The following is a 19,060-nucleotide window of genomic DNA, read 5'->3' on the forward strand; positions in this document are numbered from 1 at the left end:
CGTTGAGTGAGGACACGGCGACCGCGACCCCGGCGGCGGAGTTCGGGGAGGCCGACGGGCTGGCCACGGTGCGGCTGCGCACGCCCGCGCTGACCGTGCGGGCCAAGGAGGACCTGCTGGCGGCGCTGCGGCGGGCCGCGGAGTCCACCACCGCCCGCGCGGTGCTGCTGCTGGGCTCGGACCGGGCCTTCTGCGTGGGCCAGGACCTGGCCGAGCACGCCCGGGGCCTGGAGGAGCGGCCCACCGGTGCACTGGACACCGTGCGCGAGCACTACAACCCCATCGTGCTGGCCCTGGAGGAGATCCGGGTGCCGGTGGTGGTCGGGATCGGCGGCGCCTGCGTGGGGGCCGGGCTCGGCTTCGCGCTGGCGGGCGACGTGCGCGTGGCGGCGCGCCGGGCCAAGTTCGGCACCGCCTTCACCGGGATCGGCCTGGCCTCGGACTCGGGGCTGGCCTACCGCCTGGTGGCCTCGCTGGGCCAGGCGCGCGCCATGGAGCTCATGCTGCTGGGCACGGTCTTCGGCGCCGACCGCGCCCTGGAGCTGGGCCTGGTCACCGAGGTCGTGGACGACGACGCCTGGGAGCGGCGCGCCGGCGAGCTCGCCGCCCAGCTGGCCGCGGGCCCCACCCGCGCGTTCGCGGCGGCCAAGCGCGAGGTGCGCGCGGCGGCCGTGGGCGGACGGGAGCTGGCCGAGCTGCTGGAGGAGGAGGCCGACCTGCAGAACCAGCTGGGCCGCACCGACGACCACGCGGGCGCGGTCCGCGCGTTCCTGGACAAGCGCAAACCGACCTTCACCGGAAGCTGAGCTGGGCCTCCCCCGCCCGCGGACTTGCCCGGGCGGGGGATTCCGAGGATACTAATTACTGACCGAACGTTCGGTTATGAATGGGGGAGAGAAGCCCATGACCACGCAGACGGCCCCGGCGCCGTCCGGCGCCGAAGCGGACCAGCAGGCAGAGTTCGACGCCAGGATCGCCGCGGACCAGCGGATCGAGCCGCGCGACTGGATGCCCGAGGGCTACCGCAGGACCCTCGTGCGCCAGGTCTCCCAGCACGCGCACTCGGAGATCATCGGCATGCAGCCCGAGGGGGACTGGATCGCCTCCGCGCCCAGCCTGCGCCGCAAGGCCATCCTGCTGGCCAAGGTCCAGGACGAGGCCGGGCACGGCCTGTACCTGTACGCCGCCGCCGAGACCCTGGGCGTGGACCGCGCCGACCTGACCCAGCGCCTCATCGAGGGCCGCCAGAAGTACTCCTCGATCTTCAACTACCCCTCCCTGACCTTCGCCGACGTCGGCGTCATCGGCTGGCTGGTCGACGGCGCGGCCATCTGCAACCAGGTCCCGCTGTGCCGCAGCTCCTTCGGCCCCTACGCCCGCGCCATGGTGCGCATCTGCAAGGAGGAGTCCTTCCACCAGCGCCAGGGCTACGAACTGCTCATGCGCATGATGGAGGGCACCGAGGCCCAGCGCGCCATGGTCCAGGACGCCGTGGACCGCTGGTGGTGGCCCTCGCTGATGATGTTCGGCCCGCCCGACGCCGACTCGCCCAACACCCGGCAGTCCATGGCCTGGCGCATCAAGCGCGACACCAACGACGAGCTGCGTCAGAAGTTCGTGGACATGACCGTCCCCCAGGCCCGCAAGCTCGGCGTGACCCTGCCCGACCCCGAGCTGGCCTGGAACGACGAACGCGGCCACTACGACTTCGGCGAGCCCGACTGGGTGGAGTTCAAGCAGGTCATCTCCGGCGCCGGACCCAAGAACGCCGAGCGGATCCAGCGCCGCCGGGCCGCACACGAGAAGGGCGCGTGGGTCCGCGAGGCCGCCACCGCCTACGCCGACAAGCACAGCGCCGGGAGGACCACCGCATGAGCGAGCACACCCACGCCAGCCCCGCCCGCCCGGAGTGGCCGCTCTACGAGGTCTTCATCCGCGGCAAGCGCGGGCTCAACCACGTCCACGTGGGCTCCCTGCACGCCGCCGACGACCAGATGGCGCTGCACAACGCCCGCAACCTCTACACCCGCCGCAACGAGGGCGTGAGCATCTGGGTGGTGCGCGCCGAGCACATCGCCGCCTCCAGCCCCGACGAGAAGGACCCCTACTTCGCGCCCAGCGGCGACAAGGTCTACCGCCACCCGACCTTCTACCCCATCCCCGAGGACGTGCCGCACATCTAGACGGCACGACCAGCGCGAAGACCCGGTGTAAAGGAAACAACCCATGAGTGGCGACCACATCTACGACGTCCTGGCCCAGGAGCACGGCGGCGACGGCCGCTGGGCCTTCGGGACCGGTTTCACCGACGCCCTGGCCGGGGTGGACACCACCCTGCCCGAGGGCGTGGACGGCCAGGACCTGGCGCTGTACTGCCAGATGCTCGGCGACGACGCGCTTGTGCAGGCCCAGCGGCTCATCGGCTGGGTCACCGACGCGCCCGAGCTGGAGGAGGAGGTCGCGCTGGCCAACATCGCCCTGGACCTGCTCGGCCAGGCCCGTTCGCTGCTGGCCCGCGCCGGGCAGGCCGACGGCTCCGGCCGCGACGAGGACGCCTTCGCCTACCGGCGCGGCCCCGCCGAGTTCCGCAACGTCCACCTGGCCGAGGCGCCCCGGGGCGACTTCGCCCGCGCCGTCCTCACCCTGCTCGTGCTCTCCAGCGCGCGCCTGGCCGTGTTCACCCGCCTGGCCCACAGCCGCGACCCCGTGCTCTCCGCGGTGGCCGCCAAGGCCGTCAACGAACTCGCCTACCACCGCGAGTACGCGGTCGCCTGGACCCTGCGCCTGGGCGACGGCACCCCCTACTCGCACGAGCGCGCGGCCGCGGCCGTGGCCGACGTGTGGCCGCTCACCGGCGAGCTCTTCGCCGCCTGCCCCGTCGAGGAGCGCCTGGCCGCCCAGGGCGTGGGCGTGGACCCGGCCGCCGCGCGCCAGGAGGTGCACGAGGTGCTCACCCAGGTGCTGACCGCCGCCACCCTGGACGCGCCCGGCCCCTTCCCCGACCCCGTCGTGGCCGGACGCGAGGGGCGCCACACAGCCGAACTGGCCCCCCTGCTGGAGGAGATGCAGAGCGTGGCCCGCGCCCACCCGGAGGCGACATGGTAACCGCCACCGCCGCGCGCGAGCGCGCCTGGGACGCCGCCGCCGCGGTGACCGACCCCGAACTGCCCATGCTCACCCTGGCCGACCTGGGCATCCTGCGCCGGGTGGAGATCGAGGACGACGGCACCGCCGCCGTCTGGATCACCCCCACCTACTCCGGGTGCCCCGCCCTGGCCGAGATGCGCGCCGACGTGGACCGCGCCGTGCGCGCCGCCGGGTTCGACCGGGTCCGGGTGCGCACCGAGCTCTCCCCGCCCTGGACCACCGACTGGATCACCCCCCGGGGCCGGCGCAAACTCGCCGAGCACGGCGTCTCACCCCCCGGCCCCGCCCCCCGGCGCGAACCGGGGCCCGTACCGCTGACCCTGCTGCCCACCCGCACCGTCCCGCGCTGCCCCCGGTGCGGTGCCCAGGACACCGAGGAGTTGTCCCGCTTCGGGGCGACCTCCTGCAAGTCGCTGCACCGCTGCCGGTCCTGCCTCGAACCGTTCGAGCACGTCAAGGAGATCTGACCGTGACCACACCCGTCACCGAGACCGCGCCGCCGCGCCGCCGCGGCGCGTTCCACCGGCTGCGCGTGGCCGCCGTCGAGCGCCTGTGCGAGGACGCCGTCGCCGTGACCTTCGACGTGCCCGACCACCTGGCCGAGGAGTACGCGTTCGCCCCCGGGCAGTCGCTGACCCTGCGCCGCGAGGTGGGGGGCGTGGAGGAACGGCGCAGCTACTCCGTGTGCGCCCCCGTGGGCCAGGCGCCCCGGGTGGGCGTGCGCCTGGTCCCCGACGGCCTCTTCTCCAGCTGGCTGGTGCACGAGGTCCGCCCCGGCGACGAGATCGAGGTGGGCGCGCCCACCGGCCGGTTCGTCCCCGACCTGGACACCTCCGCCCGCCACGTCATGGTCGCCGCCGGGTCCGGGATCACCCCGGTGCTGTCCATGGCCTCCTCGTTGCTGCGCCGCACCGGATCCCACGTCACCCTCCTGTACGGCAACCGCCGCAGCGACACGGTGATGTTCGCCGACGAGGTCGCCGACCTCAAGGACGCCTTCGGCCCCCGCTTCGAGCTGGTGCACGTGCTCTCCCGCGAGCCCCGCGAGGCCGAGCTGTTCACCGGACGCCTGGACGGCGCCAAGCTGGAGGCGCTGCTGGACACCGTCGTGGCCGCCGACGCGGTCGACCACTGGTGGCTGTGCGGACCGCACGGGATGGTCACCGACGCCCAGGAGGTCCTGGCCCGCCGGGGCGTGCCCGGCGAGCGGGTGCACCAGGAGCTGTTCTTCGTGGAGGGAGACGAGCCTCCGCCGCAGACCCGCCACGAGGAACCCGGCGTGGAGGGGCCCGCCAGCGAGGTCACCGTCGTGCTGGACGGGCGCACCACCACCCTGGCCCTGCCCCGGGATGTGCCGGTGCTGGACGCCGCGCAGCGCTACCGGCCCGACCTGCCCTTCGCCTGCAAGGGAGGGGTGTGCGGCACCTGCCGGGTGCGGGTGTGCGAGGGCAGCGTGCGGATGCGGCGCAACTACGCGCTCACCGAAGCCGAGGTCGAGGCCGGGTACGCGCTCTCCTGCCAGGCGCTGCCCGAGACCGACGCCGTGACCGTGGACTTCGACTCGTGAGCGCGCGCAACGAGACCGCCTGGCGGATGTTCGAGGCCGACCGGGCCTCCAAGAACCTGGGGATGCGCCTGGTCGAGGCCACCGAGGGCCGTGCGGTGGTGGAGATGACGGTGGGGCCCCTGATGCTGAACGGGCACGGCATCGCGCACGGCGGGTTCGTCTTCACCCTGGCCGACACCGCGTTCGCGTGCGCGTGCAACGTGGACGGCCGGGGGGTGACCGTGGCCTCCGGCGCCGACGTCACCTTCGTGGCCTCGGCCCGCGAGGGCGACCTGCTGGTGGCCACCGCCCAGGAGCGGACGGTGTTCGGCCGCAGCGGGCTCTACGACGTCACGGTGCGCCGCGGCGAGGAGGTCGTGGCCGAGTTCCGCGGCCGCAGCCGCACCCTGTCCCCGCGCGGCTGAAGCACCGCGCCCCCGACGGGGCCGCCACCCGTGCCGTGTCCGGCCGGGTGCGGCCCCTTTCTCGTACGGGGGAGCAGCCGTGGGAACCGGCCGTGTCCGGGCCGCGTCGGTGTGGGCGGTGACGTCGTCGGGTCCGACGGGGCGACTCCGGTGTCCGCATACGGCCATCCGCGTTTGTCGCCAGGTCGTACCCGGCGTGAGTCGCGAGCATGAAAAGCAAGGCTTGTTGTCTGAATACTCATATGAGTAGGTTTTTCGTGTTCGTCCCTTTTTATTGCTAAAGCGAACTTTCGACTAGACGGGCATCCCCTGATGCGCCATCCCCTGTTCCGACCGACGGTGGCCGCGGCCGCCTCCGCGCTGCTCCTGTCCCTCTTCTCCGCCTCGCCAGCGCTGGCCGAGGACAACCGCCCCCCGGGCCGTCCCGAGACCGCCACGCTCAGCGCGCGCGGTGAGTCCTGCTCCACGGACCGGGACGCCCCCACCCTGCTCAACGACACCACGCTCACCCTGAGGGGCGTGTTCACCGATCCCGACACTGAGACGGTGGCCCAGCAGGTCAAGGGCGAGTTCGAGTGGAAACTCGACGGCGGAAAGCCCCTGGGCAGTGCCGAGACGACCTACTCCTGGCAGTACCCGGACCGCACAGTCCACCCCCTCTCGGTCACGGCCAAGGACCTGCCCGAGGAGGTCCTGATCGCCTACCGGGCGCGCGCCCACGACGGTCAGGACTGGGGTGAGTGGTCCGAACGCTGCTGGATCGAGGTCAGCACCAGCAGGCCCGAGTCACCGCCGCAGATCACCTCCGAGGACTACCCCGACGACGGCCGCTCCCACGGTGGCCCGTACCAGCCTGGCGAGTTCACCTTCAGCAGCAACGGCGTGGAGGACGCGGTCGCCTACTACTACGACGGTGCCAGCGGCGGGTCGTGCACCACGCGGGTGGACACGGAGGAGCCGGGCGGTTCGGTGACCGTCACGATCACACCGGAGAGGTCCGGTCCCCGGGCGATCTACGCCAGGACCGTCGACGCCCACGGCAACTCCTCACGCTGCGAGGTCGTGTACCGGTTCATGGTCGCTCCACTGGCCGACCCCGTCGCCTACTTCCCCCTCGACGAGGGGGAGGGCACGGACGCCCACGACCTCCTGGAGGCGGGGCGCACCGCCTCGGGGACCGGGGACGTCGGCTGGACCCGGGGCCGGGTGGGCGCGCGCGAGTCCGCCTCCTACCGGCTGGAGGGAACAGCCCTCGACACCTCGGGCGGCCACCTGCGCACGGACGCCTCCGTCGTGGACACCTCCGCCGCCTTCACGGTTTCGGCGTGGGTGCGCTTGGACGGGACCGGCGCGGACGCCGTCGCGCTCTCCCAGGACGGTGAGCACACCAGCGGCTTCCAGTTGGGTTACGACTCCTCCGAGGACGCCTGGGTCTTCCAGCAGTCCGCCCAGGACGTGCCGGGGGCCGGATTCGACCACCGCGTGGTCTCGACGGCTCCCGTCCGGACCGGGCGCTGGACTCAGCTCACCGGCCACTACGACCCCGAAGAGGGGGAACTGGCCCTGTACGTGGACGGCGTCCGCCAGGGTGAAGCCGAGCGGGACCGGTCGTGGAACGCCGAGGGCCCCCTCGTCATCGGCGGCGGTCAGGAGCATGGCGGGTTCGCCCGCTCCTGGCCCGGCGCGGTCGACGACGTGAAGTTGTGGAATCGTCCGCTGCTCGAACAGGACACCACCGAGACCGGGAGCGGCAGGTCCGAGCTCTGGGACGGCGCCAACCGGCCGCTGGCCCAGGAGGGCGTGTGGCGCCTGGACGAGAGCGACGGCGAGGCCGCCGCGGACGGTTCCGACCACGGGCTCGACGCGACCCTGCACGGAGACCCCGCCACCGTGTGGGACGGGGCGTTCAACGACTGGCTCTACGAGCCGGCCGTTCTGCTCGACGGGGCTGGGGAGGAGCACCTGCGCACACAGGGCGCGGCCGTACGCACCGACCACAGCTTCACCGCCGCCGCGTGGGTGCGCCTGGACGAGGCGGGGGCGGACGCCGTCGCGCTCTCCCAGAGCGGGGAGCACACCAGCGGGTTCGCCCTGGGCTACGACGCCGCACTCGGCCGGTGGGTCTTCGAGACCGCGGTCCGGGACGAGAGCGGAGAGGAACGGGTGCACCGGGTGGCCTCCACCACGACGGCACCGGTGGGCGAGTGGGTGCACCTGACGGGTACCTACGACCACACCGACGGGACGCTGACCCTCTACGTCGACAGTTCCCGGGAAGGAACTGTCGAGCGTGAGGGGGCCTGGCACGCGGACGGCGACGTGGTGATCGGGGCGGCCGGGAGCGCCGCCGGGGTCGACCGTCCTTGGACGGGAGGGCTCCAGCTCGCCCAGGTCTACCAGGGCGCGGCGCTGCTTGAGGACCTCTTCGCGCTCGAGTACGGATTCCTGCCGCTGTGACCGCGCTACCGGTGGCGGACGAATGACACGTGGGGCCGGGGCGGCGCCTCCCGGCCCCACGGCCTCGGGCGGCGCTGGCACCGCGGCGGCTCAGCCGGTCGCGGCGGCCCGCAGCGCGGCCTCGCGGGGGGCGTCCCGTCGGCCGGCGCGGTCCAGCAGGCCCGCCAGCACGGCGATGCCAAGGCCGACCACTGCCAGCACCGCGCCGATCGCCGCGGGGGAGGCGTACCCCAGTCCCGCGCTGATGCCGGCGCCGCCCAGCCACGCCCCGGCGGCGTTGGCCATGTTGAACGCCGAGTGGTTGGAGGCGGCGGCCATGGTCGGGGCCGCGCTGGCCTTGTTCATCACCAGCACCTGCAGCGGTGTGGCCACGGCGAAGCCCACCGCGCCCAGGACCACCACCGACACCGCCGCCGTCCACGGGTTGTGCACGGTCACGGTGAACACCGCGAGCACCAGGGCCAACGCGGCGAGCGCACCGTAGACGGTGGGGCGCAGCGCGCGGTCGGCCAGGGGGCCCACCACCAGTGAGCCCAGGGTCATGCCGGTGCCGAACAGCGCGAGGACCAGGGGGACGCCGGCGGCCGACATCCCGGCCAGCTCGGTCATCATCGGCGAGATGTAGCTGTAGACGGCGAACACCCCGGCGAAGCCGAACACGGCGGTGGTCAGGCCCAGCGCGACCTGGGGCCGGGCCAGCTCGCCGACCTCCTGGCGCAGGCCCCGGCCGGGCGCGGGGGGCTGGCGCGGCACGAACGCGGCCACGCCCGCCAGCGCGAGCAGGGCGATGACGGCCACCACCAGGAAGGCCGCGCGCCAGCCCAGCGCCTGGCCCAGGAAGGTGCCCGCGGGCACCCCGACGATGTTGGCCACGGTCAGGCCGAGGAACATCCGCGAGACGGCCGTGGCCTGGCGCCCGGGACCCGCCATGTTCGCGGCCACCAGCGATCCCACCCCCAGGTAGGCGCCGTGCGGCAGCCCGGCCAGCACCCGGGAGGCGAACACGGCCCCGAAGGAGGGCGCCAGGACGGTGGCGAGGTTGCCAGCCAGGAACAGCCCGAGGAAGAGCAGCAGGACCGTCTTGCGGGGCAGCCGGGTGCTCAGCGCGGTGAGCAGGGGAGCGCCGACCACCACGCCCAGCGCGTACGCGGAGATGAGGTGTCCGGCGGAGGGGACCGGGACGCCGAGGTCGGCGGCGACCTCGGGCAGCAGCCCCATGATGACGAACTCGGTGGTGCCGATGGCGAAGGCACCGAGGGCGAGGGCGAGCAGGGCCAAGGGCATGGGTGGGCCCCCTTCGAAGGACGGGTTTCGCGCGGACGGTGCGGGGGTGGCCCGACAGGGCGGAGAGTGACTTAGCACGTGCCAATTCCAGTGTCGGGTGTTCCCCGGGGCGTGCCAACCCCTCGGGCGTGTGATCTGTCTTGCGGGGGCGCTCAGCGCGGGGGAGCGGTGCTGTCCCGGACGGTGAGGGAGGGCTCCAGCACCAGGTGGCGGCTTCGGGCGCGGCCCTGGTCGAGCCGCTCGGCCGCCGAGCGCACCGCCAGGCGCGCCATCCGCTCGGCGTCCTGGCGCACCGACGTCAGCCGCAGGAAGGACAGGTGCGCGGTGCGGCTGTCGTCGTAGCCCACCACCGACACGTCCCCGGGCACGTTCACCCCCGACCGGGCCAGGGTCGCCACCAGCCCCAGCGCGCACAGGTCGTTGGCCGCCACCACCGCCGTGGGCGGGGCGTCGCGGGCCAGGAGCGCGCGGGCGGCGCGCGCCCCCGACTCCTCGGAGTAGCCCCCGGGCAGGACCTCGGTGTGCCGGTCCAGGCCGTGCGCGCGCATCGCCTCGGTGTAGCCCCGCGCGCGCCCGTCGGAGCCCGGTAGGCCGCCGCCGTCCACGTGGACGATCGCGCGGTGCCCCAGGCCCACCAGGTGGTCCACGGCCATCCGAGCGCCCTCGGTGTCGGCGGTGCGCACGCTGTCGGTGTTGCGGGCGCCGGTGCGCTGGCCGACCTCCACCACGGGGACCTGTTCGGCCACCGTGGCCAGGAGCGCGGGGGCCTGGGCGGCCAGGCCGATGAGGATCAGCGCCTCACAGCGCAGGCCCACGAGTTCGTCGATCGCCGCGCGCTCGTCGCGGGTGCTGGCCATCGCGCCCAGCACCAGGCCGTAGCCGAGTTCGGCGGCGGCCGGGTAGAGCTCCTCGACCAGGTGGCCGTCCATGGGGTAGCCCATTCCGAACAGCACCCCGAACTGGCGGCTGCGCGCCCGGCGCAGCAGGCGGGCGGCGGTGTCCGCGCGGTAGCCGAGGTCCTCGGCGGCGCTCAGGACCCTTTCCCGGGTCCGGGCGCTGGGTCCGGGGCGGTCGGCCAGGACCAGGGAGACCAGCTGCCGGGAGACCCCCACGTGCGCGGCCACGTCGGCCATCGTGGGGCGCCGGGCGGCGCCCGCGGGCTCGGGCATGCGGTGTCCCCTCGGTCGCGTGGTCGTAGGCCGCATGGTACTGCCGGGGCTCGCGGCCGCTCCGGCGGCCTCACGGGGAAACGGTCGCGGGGGGTGCGCGGCCAGGGTGCACTGAGTGCGGTCTGGCCGCTGGGAGGGCGGATGCAGCGACTGAGTACGTGTCGGAAACCCCCATTACCGACACGAGCGCGTGCATCCGCGCATGGATTGTGGTGAGCGCCTCTCAGAGCCTCAGGGGCGGTGCGGTACTGCTGGGGTCGGGGTCGGTTCCGGGGCGCTTCATCTGAGAGAACGCTTCGTATGGGTCCAGTGTTCCCGCTGTCCGGACCGATTTTCGGCTTGTCCGGTAAAAAGCGGGTGCGGACTGGGTCCCGTTTTTCTAAGCTCCCTGACCACGCTCTACCCAGGAAGGGGGAACCCATGCCGGGCACGCGCACCCTGTGGCGGCCCACCGGGCCCGCGGAACTGGCGCTGGTGCGGGATTCGGGCTGGCGGGAGTGGCCGCCGCGCCTGCCTGAGCAGCCTCTTTTCTACCCGGTGCTCAACGAGGACTACGCCGCGCGTATCGCCCGCGAGTGGAATCTGCCGCGCGACGGTGAGGGGCACGTCACACGGTTCGACGTGGAAGCCGACTTCGTCTCCCGCTACCCCGTCCGGCAGGTCGGCGGGCGCACGATCCTGGAGCTGTGGGTGCCCGCCGGGGAGCTGGCGGAGTTCAACGCCCACCTGCGCGGGCCGATCGTGCTGGTGCGCTCCTTCCTGCCGGACCATGCGGGGGAACCGTCCCGGGAGACGGCGCGCGGAGGTGACCCGCCGCGGCGGGTCAGGGTCGGGGCTCGGGCACGAGGAGCAGGTCGGGGTCCACCTCGGTGAGGGCGGCCATGACGTCGCCGAGGGCGTCGGCGAGCACCACGGGCTCGCGGTCGGTCCGGTCGCGGTCCTGGTGGGGAAGGTGTCGTCGGGGGTCGAGGGTGGTGGCCATGGGGCTGCGGGCGCGCCGTCCGGGGGTGCGCGCCCTCCTCCTTCGCGTTTTCGCGTACTCAGCCGTGCCGGTCTCCGTGACGCCCGGTGACCGTTCCGGTGCCATCGTCTCCAGGGATACCAGGCACAGGTGACATTCGGCCGATACGGAGCGTGCCTGTGGATGAACGCCGACCCACCTCACGGCGCGCCGACCGTCCAGAAGAGCCGGTCGCCGACACCGTGAAGACGGAGACCGCGACGACCCGCCATGCCGTCGTGGCGAACGGGTAGCACAGGAAGCAGGGGAAGCACAGCGCGTTGCCGGTCATGAGCGCGGGGACGGGGCCCACGCGGTCGGTGGTGCTGCCCGCCGGGAGAACGGGGACCGGGCCGGGCAGCCGGCCCGCGGTCAGGGCCGTGCCGGACCCGACGGGTGACGGGTCCTGCCCGTGCACGAGGAAGGGCGGGGCGGAGGGCCTCCACGCGCCGCCGCCGATCGCGTCGGCCACGGTGGAGGCCACGAACCGGCGGCGTCCGCCACGGGACGCCCCGGTGTCCGCGCGTGCCCTGGCATGCTCCGGACTCCTCGGCGGACGAGCCCGGCGGCGGGAGTGTGCTGACCGGCCGTACCCGGGTGGTGTCAGCGCCCCCGGGGCGGACGGGAATGCGCCCGGGAGGCGGCGCGTTCGACGTGATAGTTTAATCGGAAAATACTTCTTTGGAAGCTATCTAGGGGAGCGGGCCATGCAGTTCGGAATCTTCTCGGTCGGCGACGTGACCACCGACCCCACCACCGGCCGCACACCGACCGAGGCCGAGCGGATCAAGGCGATGGTCGCCATCGCGCTCAAGGCCGAGGAGGTGGGCCTGGACGTCTTCGCCACCGGCGAGCACCACAACCCGCCGTTCGTGCCCTCCTCGCCCACCACCATGCTCGGCTACATCGCCGCGCGCACCGAGCGCCTCATCCTGTCCACGGCCACCACGCTCATCACCACCAACGACCCCGTCAAGATCGCCGAGGACTTCGCGATGCTGCAGCACCTGGCCGACGGCCGGGTGGACCTCATGATGGGCCGCGGCAACACCGGACCCGTCTACCCCTGGTTCGGACAGGACATCCGCCAGGGCATCCCGCTGGCCCTGGAGAACTACAACCTGCTGCACCGCCTCTGGCGCGAGGACGTCGTCGACTGGGAGGGCAAGTTCCGCACCCCGCTGCAGGGCTTCACCTCCACCCCGCGCCCCCTGGACGGCGTGCCGCCCTTCGTCTGGCACGGCTCCATCCGCAGCCCGGAGATCGCCGAGCAGGCCGCATACTACGGCGACGGCTTCTTCCACAACAACATCTTCTGGCCCGCCACCCACACCAAGAAGCTCATCTCCCTGTACCGCCGCCGCTTCGAGCACTACGGCCACGGCAGGGCCGAGGAGGCCATCGTGGGCCTGGGCGGACAGGTGTTCATGCGGAAGAACTCCCAGGACGCCGTCCGCGAGTTCCGCCCCTACTTCGACCACGCTCCGGTCTACGGCGGCGGCCCCTCCCTGGAGGAGTTCACCCGCGAGACCCCGCTGACGGTCGGCAGCCCGCAGGAGGTCATCGACCGCACGCTGACCTTCCGGGAGATGTTCGGCGACTACCAGCGCCAGCTCTTCCTCATGGACCACGCGGGCCTGCCGCTCAAGACCGTCCTGGAACAGCTGGACCTGTTCGGCGAGGAGGTCGTGCCGGTGCTGCGCAGGGAGTTCGCCGCCGGGCGCCCCGCACACGTGCCCGACGCGCCCACCCACGCCTCACTGCTCGCCGCCGGGCGGAACGGCTCCGCCGACTGACCGCCCGCGGTCCGCGCGCAACGCCGAGCGCCCGTCCCGGTCACCGGGACGGGCGCTCGGCGTTGCGCGCCCTCGGGAGGGTCGGCCGAGGACGCCCCCGCAAAGGCGGGCGCGACGGCCACCCCGGCCCCGCGCTAACCGACCAGTTCCTCCACCGGCCTCTCCGCGACGGGGGCCGCACCGCCCCGGGAGGGCGGGGCGACGATGCCCTGTTCCACGGCCATGGCGCGCAGCAGACCGGGCGTGGTCCACACCGCGGGCAGCATGACCAGGCCCACCGGCACCGCGGTCACCACGATGAAGGACTGCAGGGCCTGGGCCCCGCCCTCGCCCACCATCAGCAGCGCGACGGCGGCCAGCCCCATCCCCACGCACCAGAACGCGCGCACCAGTCCGGAGGGCTCGCCCTCGTGCATGCTGGAGACCGAGATGGCGTAGGACATCGAGTCCAGTGTGGAGGCCAGGAAGATCAGTGCCACCAGCACCATCAGCCCGCCGAGCAGCGCGGTCATCGGCAGCGCCTCCAGAATGGACAGGGCCGCGGCCGGAAGTCCGTCCTCGGCGTAGGGGCCCGTGATCGCCCCCGGGTCGCGCTGCTCCAGCCAGATGCCCGTGCCGCCCAGCGCGGTGAACCAGACCATGGTCACCACCGACGGCACCACCGTCGCGCCGACGTAGATGTCGCGCACGGTGCGGCCCCGGGAGATGCGGGCGAAGAAGATCGCCATCATGGGCCCGAAGCCCAGGAACCAGCCGAAGAAGAACAGGGTCCAGTAGCCGAGCCACTGCTCGTCGCCCCGGTACAGGGCCATGGGCAGGAACTCCCGCGCGTGTACCACGCTCGACCGGACGAAGAGGTCCAGGACGAAGGGCAGTGAGGCCATGCCGACGATGGCCGTGATGAGCAGCAGCGCCACCCAGACGTTGGCACGGCTCAGCAACTGGATGCCCCGGTGCACCCCGCTCAGCACCGACACGGCGGCCACGGCGGTCAGACCCAGGATGACCATCGCCTGGACGGCGTAGGTGTCGGGCAGCCCGAACAGCTCGGAGCCGATGTAGGAGATCTGCAGGCCCAGGAAGCCGATCGGCCCCACGGTCCCGGCGACCACGGCGAGCACGCAGCTGACGTCGGCGACGGTGCCGATCCAGTGGGTGCGCACACGCTCACCCATGATCGGCCACAGCAGGGTGCGCGGACGCAGCGGCATGCCCTTCTGCACACCGCGCATCATGACCAGGGTGGCCAGCGAACCGCCGACCGCCCAGCCGATGAAGCCCCAGTGGACGAAGCTCTGCGCCATCGCCACCGCGGCGCCGTCGGCCCCGCCCGCCCGGTCGGCGTACTGCGGGGGCGCGGAGGCGTAGTGGGCGATGGGTTCGGCCGCCGCCCAGAACACCCCTCCCGCGGCCAGCAGGGTCGTGGTGATCATCGCGATCCACGTGAACCGGCCGAAGGCGGGGGCCTCGTCACCGCCCATGCGGACCCTGCCATAGCGGGAGAAGGCCAGCACGGTGATGACGAGGAAGGTGGCCAGCATGAGCAGTTGCCAGTAGGCGCCGAACCAGCGCGCGGACCAGGTGAAGGCCGTGTCCACGGCGGTGCCGACCGGACCGGGCGCCAGGAGTGCGCAGAGGACGAACACCGTCATGAGCGCACCGCTCACACCCATGACCCAGGGATCGGTACGTCTGCCTCGCGCGGACGCGCGTGAGCGCAGAGTGGAGAACATGGAGAAGAGGAAACCCCTCGAATGGAAGCACCAGCCGGGACACGCCAGCCGGTATCTGGTAGCTCCGCGCACCGTGCCCGCGTGGCCACCGGCGGGAACGGGTCCCGGCCTCGGGGCCATCGAGCGGACAGGCACACCGCGGAGCGGGGCGGGGCGTACGACCACGGCCCCGCCGGGCGCCGACGAAAGCCGGGACGACGGAGACGAGGAAGCACTCCCGGTCCCTCGGCGTTCGACGCGACGACGCTCCACCCTATCGCAGGTCACAGCACCCGCCCGTGTGAGGGCGGACACCCGGCGGGCGGCCCGCGCGCCCCGGTCAGGCGTCGAGCGCCTCCCGTGCCGCGCGGTAGAACAGCGCGATGGTCACCGCCCCGGGGTCGGGGCTGCCCAGCGCGGCCTCGCCCACGTAGCTGGTGCGCCCCCGGCGGCCGAGCAGACCGCTGGTGCCCTCGGCCCCCTCGTGCGCGGCCGCGGCCGCCGCCTCCAGCGCCTCGGCCAGGGGCGAGCCCGCCTCGGCCGCCTCGTCCAGGGCCCGCGAGGCCGGGGCGATGGCGTCCACCATCGTGCGGTCCCCGACCCGGGCCGATCCCAGCCGGGTCACGGTCGCCCACCCGTTCGCGCTGGCCTCGGCCAGCATCGGCAGGCTGAACGCCCCGGACCCGGCGCCCACCTTGCCGAAGTCGCGGAACCACATGCCGAACAGCGGTCCGCTGGTGCCGCCGCTGTGCCCCAGGAAGGTCTCGCCGAGCACCTGGAAGGCGGACCCGGCCCCGGCCCGTGTGTCAGCCTCGGCCAGGGCCCGGCGCGCACGGCGCAGCGCGGTGGTCATGTTGGTGCCGAAGTCGCCGTCGCCGCTGCGCCGGTCCAGGTCGGTGAGGTATTCGCCCCGCTCCTCGACCGCGTCGGTGAAACCGTGGACCCACCGCTGGACGCGGGCGGTGCTGAGGTGGTCGGCCATGCCGGTGCTCCTGTACGGGAGGAGGGACGGTTTACCAGGTGAGGGCGGGGGTGGCCGCGGGCGCGTCCCACAGCCGAAGGACCTCCTCGTCGGCGCGCACGAGCGTGACCGAGCAGCCCGCCATGTCCAGCGAGGTCACGTAGGAACCCACCAGGGCACGGGCCGGTTCCACGCCCGCCTCCGCCAGGAGGCGGCGAACCTCGCGGAAGACCCCGTACAGCTCCAGGTCCGTGGTGGCGCCCAGGCCGTTGACGATGGTGATCACCCGCTCGCCGCGCCCCAGTTCCAGGGCCTCGACCAGGGGGGAGACCAGCTGGGGGACGAGTTCGCGGGTGGGGGCGAAGGCCCGCCGCTCCCGGGCCCGTTCGCCGTGGATGCCCACGCCGAACTCGACCTCCCCGTCGGGCAGATCGAACGAGGGCCGGGACTGGCCGGGATGGGCGCCCGCGGCCAGCGCCACGGACAGGGTGCGGCTGCCCGCCACCACCCGGCGCCCCAGCGCGGCCAGCGCCGCCAGGTCCGCGCCCTCCTCGGCCGCGGCGCCGCAGACCTTCTCCACCGCGACCACCGCGGCCGTGCCGCGCCGGCCCGGACCTTCGGCCGTGTCGGTGGCCAGGTCGTCGTCGACCAGGACGATGTCGCTGGCCACGCCCTCGTCGGCCAGCAGCTCACCGGCGATGCGGAAGTTGAGCACGTCTCCGGTGTAGTTCTTGACCACGTGCAGCACGCCCCGGCCGGTGTGGGCGGCCAGGGAGGCCTCCCGGATCTGCACGGCGGTGGGGGATGCGAAGACGGCCCCCGGCACGGCCGCGTCGAGCATTCCGGCGCCCACGAAGCCCGCGTGCAGGGGTTCGTGGCCCGAGCCGCCGCCGGAGACCAGCGCGACCTTGTCCCGGGCGGGGCTGGCCCGGACCAGGTAGCCGGGCTCGCTGTTCCAGCGCACGTGGCGGGGCCAGGCGGCGGCGAACCCCTCCAGGGCCTCGCTCACGACCTCGCCCGGGTCGTTGATGAACTGTCGTCTCAAGGGAGGACTCCGTGCTCTCGCGGTGGGCGGCGCCGTATGCGACATAGCCCCCCGCGGGGCGGCCCAAACGTCCCCGGCCGCACCGGTCCGCGGCGCCGCGGACGCGCGTGGCGCGGTGCCGGGCGGGGCAGGGTCAGCGGTGCACCGAGTTCAGGAGGAGAAGATGGCCCCACGCCCGACCCTGGCCCTCACCGTCGGGGACCCCGTCGGTATCGGACCGGAGATCACCGTGCGCACGCTGGCCGAACTCGGCGACCGGGCCCCCGCGCGCGGGGTGGTCGTCGCCGACCCTGCCGTGCTGCGCCGCGCCGCCGCGCTCCTGGGGCTGGGTGTGGAGGTGCGCGCTCTGTCCTCCTGGGACCTGCCCGCCGAGGAGGAGGGGGTGGTCGACTGCCTCGACATCGGCGAGCCGGGCGGGGCCGAACTGGCCTGGGGCACCGTGGACGCGCGCGCGGGGGCTGCGGCGGTACGCGCGATCGAGGTGGCCACCCGGGCGGCCCTGGACCGGCGGGTCGAGGGGATCGTGACCGGCCCGATCAACAAGGAGGCGATCTGGGCCGCGGGCAGCCGCCACCTGGGCCACACCGAGATGCTGGGCGAGCTGACCGGCGCGACCCGGCAGAACACCATGTTCGTGGTGCGCGGCGCCAAGATCTTCTTCGCCACCCGTCACGTGCCGCTGCGCGGGGCTCTGGAGCGCATCAGCGAGGAACAGCAGGTGGCGGCGATCACCGAGGCGCTCACCGCGCTGCGCGTGTTCGGCCACGACGAGCCCACCCTGGCGGTGGCCGCGGTCAACCCGCACGGGGGCGAGGGCGGGGCCTTCGGCGACGAGGAGATCCGCCACCTGGCCCCGGCCGTGGAGCGCGCGCGTGCCTCGGGTGCGGACGTGGTCGGTCCCGTTCCTGCGGACTCGGTCTTCCACCGCCTGCTCAACGGCCACTACGACGGAGTGCTCTCGCAGTACCACGACCAGGGGCACATCGCGGCCAAGACCGCCGACTTCGACGGCACGGTCTCGGTGACGGTCGGCCTGCCGATCCTGCGCACGTCGGTGGACCACGGCACGGCCTTCGACATCGCGGGCGGGGGAGTGGCCGACCACGCCACCATGCGCTCGGCCTTCCTGCGCGGGGCCGAGTTCGCTCGCTTCGCCGACCGGATCCGCGCCGAGTACGGGGGTTGAGGGCTCCAGGCCGCGGGGGACCGGAGCCGCTGGTCAACGGCCCAGACCCGACATCAGGTCGGCGAAGGGGGTGGGCTCCTCGTAGGGGTCGGGCGCCCCGGGAACGCGCTCGCCGACCAGGGTGGCCAGCTGGCGCCCGGCGCGGTCGACGCGCTCGGACAGCTCGCGGCCGCCGCCCTCTCCCGCGCCCCAGTCCTCCGAGGCCGCGTACACGCCGGTGGGCACGACCACCGAGCGGGTGTGGGCGAACATCGGCCGCAGGGCGTGCTCCAGCACCAGCGAGTGCCGGGGGCTGCCGCCCGTGGCGGCGACCAGCACCGGGATCCCGTCCAGCGCCTCGGGGTCGACCACGTCGAAGAAGGACTTGAACAGCCCGCTGTAGGAGGCGTTGAACACCGGGGTGACCGCGACCAGGCCGTCGGCGCCGTCGAGGTCCTCCAGCACCGACCGCAGGTCACCGGTGGGCACGCGGGTGGTCATCGCGTTCATGATGTCGTGCGCGAGCTCGCGCAGTTCCACGGTGCGGGTCCGCACCTGCTCCCCGCGTTCGGTCAGCGAGCGCACAGCGGCCTCGGTCAGCCGGTCGGCGAGCAGGCGGGTCGAGGACGGGGTGCTCAACCCGGCCGCGACGGTCACCAGTGTGCGGGTCCCCATCGGCCCTCCTGAAAATAGCTTCCTGGGAAGTAATCTAAGGCTATCTCCGGAAACCGCGCGCGGCGCGGATCTGTTCCCGCTCGGGGCCGGGGTTCCGTCTCGCGTCGCGGAACGCCCTATTTACAAGGACTTTACACTTGACTCCCCGGTAGTTATTCTCATGGGAGCGCTCCCGAATGAGCTGCGTCACATGCGGCGGAGCGCACGTGTCCAACGTCCACCCCGCCTGAAGTCCTTCCGGTCGCCCTGATCCGTCCTTCTGCCTGGGAGCGCTCCCAGGCACCTCGACCCCCTTCCCCGAAGACCACCTTCCCGGAGGCCGACGTGTCCCGCGCGCCGCCACATCTCCCCTCTTCCCCTCGGATTCCACGCGTCAGTCGGCAGACCCGGCGTCGCCGACACCTCTGAAGTCCTCTGGCACCACCCCCCAACCATGAGGAACGCACGAGATGAGCAGAATCCCGCGTGCTCCCGACAGACCCTCGGGCGTACGACGCGGCCTGGCCGCGACCACATCCCTGATCTTCGGCGCCGCCCTCGCCGTGGCGGCGTCCTCACCCGCCAGTGCGGCGCCCGGTTGCGAGGTCGACTACCGGCTCAACGACTGGGGCTCGGGCTTCACCGCGGACGTGGAGATCACCAACGTCGGCGACCCGGTCAACGGCTGGACCCTGGAGT

18 protein-coding genes and 1 pseudogene are annotated in these 19,060 nt (G+C 73.2%); 12 read left to right on the forward strand and 7 right to left on the reverse strand.

The genetic code is table 11. The annotated features are described in order from the left end of the window. The first annotated feature begins 2 nt into the window (after nucleotides 1–2). The 8 genes from FYW95_RS22180 to FYW95_RS22215 all read left to right on the forward strand — a co-directional run bounded on the left by FYW95_RS22180 (nucleotide 3) and on the right by FYW95_RS22215 (nucleotide 7,575). Nucleotides 3–806, forward strand: a complete 804-nt coding sequence (locus tag FYW95_RS22180) for an enoyl-CoA hydratase/isomerase family protein (RefSeq protein ID WP_159945415.1) — start codon at nucleotides 3–5, stop codon at nucleotides 804–806. Nucleotides 807–903: 97 nt separating this feature from the next. Further along, on the forward strand, nucleotides 904–1,875 hold the full coding sequence (gene paaA, locus FYW95_RS22185; protein ID WP_160050711.1) for a 1,2-phenylacetyl-CoA epoxidase subunit PaaA: 972 nt from the start codon (nucleotides 904–906) through the stop codon (nucleotides 1,873–1,875). Next, the gene (gene paaB, locus FYW95_RS22190; protein ID WP_160050712.1) at nucleotides 1,872–2,183 is read left to right on the forward strand and encodes a 1,2-phenylacetyl-CoA epoxidase subunit PaaB; all 312 of its coding nucleotides are present in this window, start codon (nucleotides 1,872–1,874) and stop codon (nucleotides 2,181–2,183) included. The genes paaA and paaB overlap by 4 nt, the downstream gene beginning before the upstream one ends. 43 nt (nucleotides 2,184–2,226) lie before the next feature. Further along, nucleotides 2,227–3,105, forward strand: a complete 879-nt coding sequence (paaC, locus tag FYW95_RS22195) for a 1,2-phenylacetyl-CoA epoxidase subunit PaaC (RefSeq protein WP_159945412.1) — start codon at nucleotides 2,227–2,229, stop codon at nucleotides 3,103–3,105. Beyond that, nucleotides 3,099–3,614 (forward strand): 1,2-phenylacetyl-CoA epoxidase subunit PaaD, encoded by a 516-nt coding sequence (paaD, locus tag FYW95_RS22200; protein ID WP_159945411.1) that lies wholly within the window; start codon nucleotides 3,099–3,101, stop codon nucleotides 3,612–3,614. Before paaC ends, paaD begins: the two co-directional genes overlap by 7 nt. Nucleotides 3,615–3,616: 2 nt before the next feature. Continuing rightward, entirely contained in the window at nucleotides 3,617–4,714 is a 1,098-nt protein-coding gene (gene paaE / locus FYW95_RS22205) for a 1,2-phenylacetyl-CoA epoxidase subunit PaaE (RefSeq protein ID WP_159945410.1), read from the forward strand. Next, nucleotides 4,711–5,118 (forward strand): hydroxyphenylacetyl-CoA thioesterase PaaI, encoded by a 408-nt coding sequence (paaI, locus tag FYW95_RS22210; RefSeq protein ID WP_159945409.1) that lies wholly within the window; start codon nucleotides 4,711–4,713, stop codon nucleotides 5,116–5,118. The genes paaE and paaI overlap by 4 nt, the downstream gene beginning before the upstream one ends. 312 nt (nucleotides 5,119–5,430) lie before the next feature. Beyond that, entirely contained in the window at nucleotides 5,431–7,575 is a 2,145-nt protein-coding gene (locus FYW95_RS22215) for a LamG domain-containing protein (RefSeq protein WP_159945408.1), read from the forward strand. Nucleotides 7,576–7,665: 90 nt separating this feature from the next. Here the strand turns inward: FYW95_RS22215 and FYW95_RS22220 are convergent, their stop codons facing one another. Both FYW95_RS22220 and FYW95_RS22225 read right to left on the reverse strand, forming a co-directional pair. Further along, a complete protein-coding gene (locus FYW95_RS22220; RefSeq protein WP_159945407.1) occupies nucleotides 7,666–8,859 on the reverse strand; it encodes an MFS transporter in 1,194 nt (397 codons plus the stop codon). Nucleotides 8,860–9,011: 152 nt separating this feature from the next. Continuing rightward, nucleotides 9,012–10,028, reverse strand: a complete 1,017-nt coding sequence (locus FYW95_RS22225; protein ID WP_160050713.1) for a LacI family DNA-binding transcriptional regulator — start codon at nucleotides 10,026–10,028, stop codon at nucleotides 9,012–9,014. A 420-nt stretch (nucleotides 10,029–10,448) separates the two neighbouring features. Between FYW95_RS22225 and FYW95_RS22230 the strand changes: the two are divergent. Further along, a pseudogene (locus tag FYW95_RS22230) lies at nucleotides 10,449–10,799 on the forward strand (ADP-ribosylation/crystallin J1); the annotation flags it as partial. Between the two features lie 52 nt (nucleotides 10,800–10,851). Here FYW95_RS22230 and FYW95_RS28455 read toward each other — a convergent pair. Further along, on the reverse strand, nucleotides 10,852–11,010 hold the full coding sequence (locus FYW95_RS28455) for a hypothetical protein (RefSeq protein WP_201296748.1): 159 nt from the start codon (nucleotides 11,008–11,010) through the stop codon (nucleotides 10,852–10,854). 725 nt (nucleotides 11,011–11,735) lie between these two features. On the opposite strand from FYW95_RS28455, the gene FYW95_RS22240 reads away from it, so the two are divergent. After that, nucleotides 11,736–12,824, forward strand: a complete 1,089-nt coding sequence (locus FYW95_RS22240) for an LLM class flavin-dependent oxidoreductase (RefSeq protein WP_160050715.1) — start codon at nucleotides 11,736–11,738, stop codon at nucleotides 12,822–12,824. Nucleotides 12,825–12,958: 134 nt separating this feature from the next. Here the strand turns inward: FYW95_RS22240 and FYW95_RS22245 are convergent, their stop codons facing one another. From FYW95_RS22245 to FYW95_RS22255, 3 genes are all read right to left on the reverse strand, one after another. Continuing rightward, nucleotides 12,959–14,557 carry a BCCT family transporter gene (locus tag FYW95_RS22245; RefSeq protein ID WP_159945404.1) on the reverse strand — a complete coding sequence of 533 codons (1,599 nt, stop codon included), beginning with the start codon at nucleotides 14,555–14,557 and terminating at the stop codon, nucleotides 12,959–12,961. 319 nt (nucleotides 14,558–14,876) lie between these two features. After that, nucleotides 14,877–15,518 carry a DAK2 domain-containing protein gene (locus tag FYW95_RS22250; RefSeq protein WP_159945403.1) on the reverse strand — a complete coding sequence of 214 codons (642 nt, stop codon included), beginning with the start codon at nucleotides 15,516–15,518 and terminating at the stop codon, nucleotides 14,877–14,879. A 31-nt stretch (nucleotides 15,519–15,549) separates the two neighbouring features. Further along, nucleotides 15,550–16,542 carry a dihydroxyacetone kinase subunit DhaK gene (locus tag FYW95_RS22255; RefSeq protein WP_159945402.1) on the reverse strand — a complete coding sequence of 331 codons (993 nt, stop codon included), beginning with the start codon at nucleotides 16,540–16,542 and terminating at the stop codon, nucleotides 15,550–15,552. A gap of 163 nt (nucleotides 16,543–16,705) precedes the next feature. Between FYW95_RS22255 and pdxA the strand changes: the two genes are divergently transcribed. Continuing rightward, nucleotides 16,706–17,728, forward strand: coding sequence for a 4-hydroxythreonine-4-phosphate dehydrogenase PdxA (gene pdxA, locus FYW95_RS22260; protein ID WP_159945401.1), 1,023 nt, complete (start codon nucleotides 16,706–16,708; stop codon nucleotides 17,726–17,728). A 33-nt stretch (nucleotides 17,729–17,761) separates the two neighbouring features. On the opposite strand, the gene FYW95_RS22265 is transcribed toward pdxA, so the two are convergent. Continuing rightward, nucleotides 17,762–18,382: an FMN reductase gene (locus FYW95_RS22265; RefSeq protein ID WP_159945400.1), complete on the reverse strand. Its 621-nt coding sequence runs from the start codon at nucleotides 18,380–18,382 to the stop codon at nucleotides 17,762–17,764. 449 nt (nucleotides 18,383–18,831) lie between these two features. Here FYW95_RS22265 and FYW95_RS22270 point away from each other — a divergent pair. Beyond that, on the forward strand, nucleotides 18,832–19,060 hold a 229-nt coding region (locus tag FYW95_RS22270; protein WP_201294983.1), incomplete at its 3' end, for a cellulose binding domain-containing protein.

The sequence above is a fragment of the Nocardiopsis sp. FR4 genome (assembly GCF_009830945.1).
Lineage (GTDB): Bacteria > Actinomycetota > Actinomycetes > Streptosporangiales > Streptosporangiaceae > Nocardiopsis.